Origin of the sequence: Empedobacter sp. GD03861, from assembly GCF_029840885.1 — a bacterium.
GTDB classification, from domain to species: domain Bacteria; phylum Bacteroidota; class Bacteroidia; order Flavobacteriales; family Weeksellaceae; genus Empedobacter; species Empedobacter falsenii_B.
In genome coordinates this window covers 44,023-50,429 of the sequence record NZ_JAOCDJ010000016.1, presented here as the reverse complement: position 1 = coordinate 50,429, position 6,407 = coordinate 44,023, and the positions used below count along the sequence as shown (strand labels likewise).

The window sequence follows — 6,407 nt, the reverse complement described above, 5'->3', positions numbered from 1 at the left end:
ACAATAAAGTAAAAGAAGTTACAAAAATGTTACCTTCTTACCTATCGATGAAATCGTTGACTGATATTAATTTCTTTGATGAAATTGAAGAAACTGGAACAACTTTCGAAGAAAATGCGCAATTAAAAGCGAAAACTATTTTCGATAAAACGGGTAAAAATATCTTTGCAGATGATTCTGGATTAGTGATAGAAGCGTTAGATGGTGCGCCTGGTGTATATTCTGCTCGATATGCAGGTACTGGAAAAGACGAAGATAATATCGCAAAAGCGTTGAAAGAATTGGAAGGAGAAACGAATCGAAAAGCTTATTTTATTTCTATTTTCTGTTTAATTTTGAATGGAAAAGAATATTTTTTCGAAGGTCGCGTAAATGGAACAATTGCTACCGAAATTATGGGTGATAATGGTTTTGGTTACGATCCTATTTTTATTCCTGATGGTTTTTCAAAATCATTTGCTCAAATGACTGCTGAAGAAAAAAACGCCATTAGTCATAGAGGAAAAGCTGTCGAAAAATTAAACGATTTTTTAATTAATCTAAACGTAAATTGAGTTTACAACTAACAATATTAGGATTTAATTCGGCATTACCAACGGCTTTTACGCATCCAACCGCACAATTATTAAATATTGCAGAACGCTATTTTTTGATTGATTGCGGAGAAGGAACACAAGTACAATTGCGAAAAGCAAAGGCAAAATTCAACCGAATAAACCACATTTTTATATCGCATTTACATGGCGATCATGTTTTTGGATTGATTGGATTAATTTCCACACTTCAATTACTTGGTCGCGATATGCCTTTGCATATCCATGGTCCGAAAGGAATTGAGGAATTTATTACGACACAATTACGCTTAACAGAATCCAATAATTCATTCGAGATTATTTTCAATGAATTGCATACAAAAGAATCTGTTTTAGTTTTTGAAGATGATAAAGTTGAAGTTTATTCTATTCCGCTAAATCACCGAGTGTATACCAATGGTTATCTTTTTCGAGAAAAGCCAAAACCTCGAAAATTGAATATGGATACAATCGAAGAATTTCCTGAAATTGAAATCTGCGATTATCAAAATTTAAAAAATGGAAAAGATTTTACGTTAGAATCTGGAAAAATAATTCCGAATGATTATTTAACCTTTGATGCGCAAAAATCTTTGAGTTACGCATTTTGTTCGGACACAAAATATAAACCAGATATTGTTCCGATTATAAAAGATGTCGATTTGTTGTATCACGAATCAACATTTTTGCATGAATTGAAAGATTTAGCAGTTTACACTGGACATACAACTGCAAAAGAAGCTGGAATGATTGCGAAACAAGCCAATGTAAAAAAATTAATTTTAGGTCATTTTTCTAATCGTTATCACGATTATAAACCTTTATTAATCGAAGCCCAAGAAGAATTTACGAATACCGCTTTACCTGAATTGTTGAAAACAATAAAAATAAAAAGTTTGTAATTAAAATATAAAAAAATCCGTTCGAATAATCGAACGGATTTTTTTTGTTTTATAAATGTTTTACCTATTAAGGATTTTGAACTAAAACTCCTTTAGATAAGTTTATTTGCTGTTCTGGAATATATTCTACAATTTCATTTGCCGTTGGTGCAATTGTATAAAATGGATTATTTCCTGATAAATGAGTTCCTGGATATTGACGTTCCATTGTTAATCCATTTCTGAAAACATCAAATTTACGATGACCTTCCCAAGCCAATTCTAATTGACGCTCTTGCATCACAACATCTAATGCGGAAAGACCTCCTAAATTAGCTGTAGTCCACAATCCTCCTGTAGGAATGCCTGCTCTTTCACGAATAACATTAACATCTGTTAAAGCTGCATTTGTATTTCCTAATTTTGCATTTGCTTCTGCACGGATTAAATACATTTCACTTAAACGAGAAATAACTGGAGACCATAAATGAGATTGATCTTCTTGGCCTGAACATTTTAAAATATAATATTTTAAATATCCATTTCTATTTGCTAATTTATTATCGACTAAAACTGTTCTTTCTTTTCCTTCAATATTAATAAAATATTGGAAAGCATCTGCTCCATTCGATTTTTTAATTAATGTTTTCGTTACTCCAGATTCAGTATAGTTATAATCAGTTCCTGACTTAGTTACCACTACACTAGCGTATTGATAATTATCTTTTACATAATATGCATGTAATTCATTAGGTTTTTCAGCATCTAAGACTGGTTTAATTAAAGAATATCTAACATCTTGTGGATATTTACGAACTAACTCTAAATATTTACGTGAAGCATACATTTCTCCCCAACCAGAACCATTAATATTTGCATACATAGAACCAATTGTATACCATCCTCCATCTGGGTAATCAATATTTTTTACAAACTTGATTGAAAAGATATTTTCTGGATTTTTTTCAGGAGCATTAACTGCAAAGTTCTTATATTCATTTTTAGAAATTAATGTAAATTTTCCTGAATCAATTACTTTATTTGCATATTCAATTGCTTTTTGATTATTCTCCATGTAAAGATAAACACGAGACAATAATGCATAAACTGCTTCTTTTGATGCGTACACTTTATCACGACTTTCATCATTAATTAAAGCTTCTGCTTTATCTAAATCTGTTAAAATCTGATCATATACTTGTTTTACAGTACTTCTTGGTAAATTTTCGTACGGATCATCTTTTAATTTAATTGGCACTCCTAAATTTGTACTTGCACCTTGATTATAAGGACGTCCAAATACATTTGTTAAATAAAAGTACATTAAACTACGGATATATAAATTTTCCGCAATTAATTGATCATCCTCTTGCGATTTACCTTCTTCTAATTTCGTCAAGGTACTATTAACACCAGCAATAATCTTGTAAGAATATGCCCAATAGTTATTTACCCTACTATTATTTACAATTCGTTGATAATTGTAATTATTCATTAAATTATCTGTTGTAGAACCACTCAATGCAACATTGTCTCCTGGATATTCAGTAATTCTATGCCAATTTTCTACCCAATTCTTCATTAAGCTATAGTTACCTAACGTTAGGTTTTTAGGAGAACCATCAATATGATCAATTTCTCCTTCAGGTATACTTGTATAAGGCTCATAACCTAAGTCACATGATGTTAAACTCAAAAAAGTTACAGATGCCAATATATATACTATTTTTTTCATTTTTAATTTTTTAGAAAGTTAGATTTAAACCAAATGTGAAACGTTTCGGATTTGGATAATTTGAAGTTCTATCTCCTGAAATAACAGCTTCTACATCAGCTCCTGTATATTTTGTAGCAGTCCACAAATTATCTCCTGAAATATATAATCCTAATCCTTTTAGACCAATTGATTCAATATCTTTTTGATCAAAATTATATCCTAATCTTAAACTTCTCATTCTTAAGAATGAAGCATCTTCTAAATAACGACTAGAGATTTTATTTGAGTTAGCATTACCATTGTAGACCAATTCTGGATGAGTTGCATTGTTTGGATCTGCAGCAGTCCAACGTTTCCAACCACTTTGCATTTTCATTTGGTTATAATATGGATATGCTCCGTCAGAATCAAATAATTCTCTACCAACATTATAGGCTAATCCTCCTTTAGAATACACAAAATCTGCACTTAATGTAAATCCTTTGTATGACATTGTTGAAGAAAATCCTCCATTAAAATCTGGAGTAGTATTTCCTATTCTTTGTAGACTTGCTTGATTATAATTGGTAACTGTTGTTATTTCTCCTGTTTTTTCATCTATTTTTTCCCACATTGGCTTACCTGTTGCAACATCTACACCAGCCCATTTACGCATATACCAAGTATCCATATCGTATCCTTCTTCGATACGTTTCATGTATCCATTTGCAGTAGCATCTACAAATATTGGAGTACCACCATACAACTCTTTTACTTTATTTTTATTCTTCGCTATATTGAAGGCTAAATTCCATTGAAATTCGCTAGAAGGCTTAAATAAGTTAGCATTAATAGAGAATTCTATACCTTTATTATTTACAACCCCTACATTATCCCAATAGCCTGACCATCCAGATGTATCAGGGAATTTAACGAAGAACAATAATCCATCTGTGTTCTTATTATACACATCTAGAGTCATATTAATTCGGTTAAATAAACCTATGTCTAAACCTATATTTGTATCCTTAGATGTTTCCCAAGAAACTGCATTATTTCCATACTGCCCTTGTGTTAATGCAGGCAAACTATTGTATTGCCCTGAGTTAGAATATAATTGATAATACATATATAGATTGTTGTCTGGACCAACATTACCTACAATACCATAAGAAGCTCTTAATTTTAAGTTCGAAATTGTATTAGAATCTTTCAAAAAAGCTTCATTGCTAACATTCCATCCTCCACTAATTGCATAAAAACCTTTGTATTGATTACCTTTTGCAAATCTAGATGATCCATCATAACGATAAGAAGCTTGTGCGTAATAACGATTATCATATCCATAATTTACTTGGGCTAAACCTGCTTGAAATGCGTAATCATTTCTTAAACCTTCAGATTTAAACGGAGTAACACCATTATTTAAAACTGTTGTTCCAGGAAGAACACCTTGTTTTGTAGCTCCTAAATTTTTATAATCATAATCAGAATACTCATAAGCTACATATCCAGATAAACTATGTAAACCAAATTTGCGGTTATAACGTAACATTTGGTTAAACAAGCGTACAATTCTTCTGTCTGAATATTGATAAATAGATCCATCATAATCTGCTCCTGAGATAGATTTAGGATCTACATAATACATAGATGTTTCTGAGTAATACTGTACATTATTTGTTGATTGAAAAGTTAATGAATTCGAAATTTTCCATTCAAAATCCATATTTGCTTGAATATCAAATTTATTTCCTTCACCATAATTAGTACTCAAATCATAATAATAATTCGAATAATCTCTTCCATACCAAGTACCTCCGTCCCAAGTATTTGGATTAATTAACTTACCATTTTTATCATAAGGACTATCCCAAGGCATATTTAGATACATATCATACAATGAATGCTCACGATCTTTCTCTGTCGTATAGGTAGCGTTTAATTTTGGTTTGAAAGTTAAACGATCAGAAAGTTTATGATCAAGATTAATTCTTGCAGATAATCGTTCATATTCATAGCCTTTTACAGTTCCTTTCTCATCATAATAATTAATCGTTGAATAAAGATTTGTTAATTCTGTATTAGAAGCAATGCTAACTGAAGCATCTTGTACAACACCTACAGTTGTTCCATTTTTTACCCAATCAAAATTTTGAGTAGCTAACTCCTTTGAAGGAATCTGATCTGTAGGAACTTTACTCATAGATAAGAAATTATCATACATTTCTTGACTATTCATCACTTCAAATTTTCCTGGATTAAATTTATTCCAACTAGAAGCGTAATCAACATTAATTGTTAGCCCTTTTCCACGTCCTCTCTTTGTTGTTACAATAACAACTCCATTTGCTCCACGAGAACCATATTGAGAAGTCGCTGCAGCATCCTTTAGAATAGAAATCGTTTCAACATCATTTGGATTTAAAACAGGCGTTTTATGATAAATAACTCCATCAACAACCCAAAGTGCATCCTGATTTCCATAAATAGAAGACTTTCCTCTAATTTTTAGACTTCCTGTTGAGCCAGGTTTTCCTGAGTTATTTATAATTGTTAATCCCGCATCTTTACCCTGCAATAAATTTGTAATATTTGGAGATTTTGTATCAACTAAATCTTTTGCACTTACAACTGAAACTGCTGTGGTTACTTCTTCTTTACGCTGTGTAGAATATCCAATTACAACTGCAGTTCCTAAATCTACAACTTTATCTTGTTGAAAATAACTAGATAAATCTCCTAAATTTCCAGAAGTAACAGTAATTTCCTTGCCTTTAATAATTAAAATATCACCGATTTTGGCATCAATATTAAAATCTCCATTTTCATCTGTGTAAGCTGCCTTATCAGTCCCTTTTATTTTTACCTCTACATCTGCTTCTGGAAAACCAACAGAATCTTTTACATGACCTGTAGTTTGAGCATAAGCAAACGATCCAAGAACAAAAAGAAGACTAAAAATTCTAATTTTTTTTTCTCATCTCTTGTGTTAAAATTGTTAATAATAAAAGTATTTAAAAAAAACACTTAAGAATTACTCTACAATTCAAATACAAAAATAAACCAAGTAATAAAAGAATATATAGAATAATTTTAGGAATTACTTGTTTCAATAAAATATTAAACTATTTTTTCAACTCTTAATAGAATGTTAAGAAATGGTAAAATTTAATATTTTATATTAAACTTTCAAAATCAGCCAAAAAAAATCCGTTCGATTATCGAACGGATTTTATATTTTTCCTAAAAAAGCAG

At 30.7% G+C, this 6,407-nt stretch carries 4 protein-coding genes; 2 read left to right on the top strand and 2 right to left on the bottom strand.

Annotation, left to right across the window (positions count from 1 at the left end; all coding sequences use genetic code 11):
* Both rdgB and N5D03_RS09310 read left to right on the top strand, forming a co-directional pair.
* The coding region (gene rdgB, locus N5D03_RS09315) for an RdgB/HAM1 family non-canonical purine NTP pyrophosphatase (protein WP_280051460.1) at positions 1-554 on the top strand (554 nt) is incomplete at its 5' end.
* Positions 551-1,474 carry a ribonuclease Z gene (locus N5D03_RS09310; RefSeq protein WP_280050020.1) on the top strand — a complete coding sequence of 308 codons (924 nt, stop codon included), beginning with the start codon at positions 551-553 and terminating at the stop codon, positions 1,472-1,474. The genes rdgB and N5D03_RS09310, both read left to right, overlap by 4 nt.
* A 67-nt stretch (positions 1,475-1,541) precedes the next feature.
* Here the strand turns inward: N5D03_RS09310 and N5D03_RS09305 are convergent, their stop codons facing one another.
* Together N5D03_RS09305 and N5D03_RS09300 are read right to left on the bottom strand one after the other, a co-directional pair.
* Complete coding sequence (locus N5D03_RS09305; protein WP_280035578.1) at positions 1,542-3,188, bottom strand: RagB/SusD family nutrient uptake outer membrane protein; 1,647 nt, start codon at positions 3,186-3,188, stop codon at positions 1,542-1,544.
* Positions 3,189-3,198: 10 nt separating this feature from the next.
* Positions 3,199-6,114 carry a SusC/RagA family TonB-linked outer membrane protein gene (locus N5D03_RS09300; RefSeq protein ID WP_280035605.1) on the bottom strand — a complete coding sequence of 972 codons (2,916 nt, stop codon included), beginning with the start codon at positions 6,112-6,114 and terminating at the stop codon, positions 3,199-3,201.
* Positions 6,115-6,407 lie beyond the last annotated feature (293 nt).

Bases quoted from the DNA above. Each gene is read 5' to 3' on its own strand.
- N5D03_RS09305 (WP_280035578.1), bottom strand. From the start codon at position 3,188: ATGAAAAAAATAGTATATATATTGGCATCTGTAACTTTTTTGAGTTTA.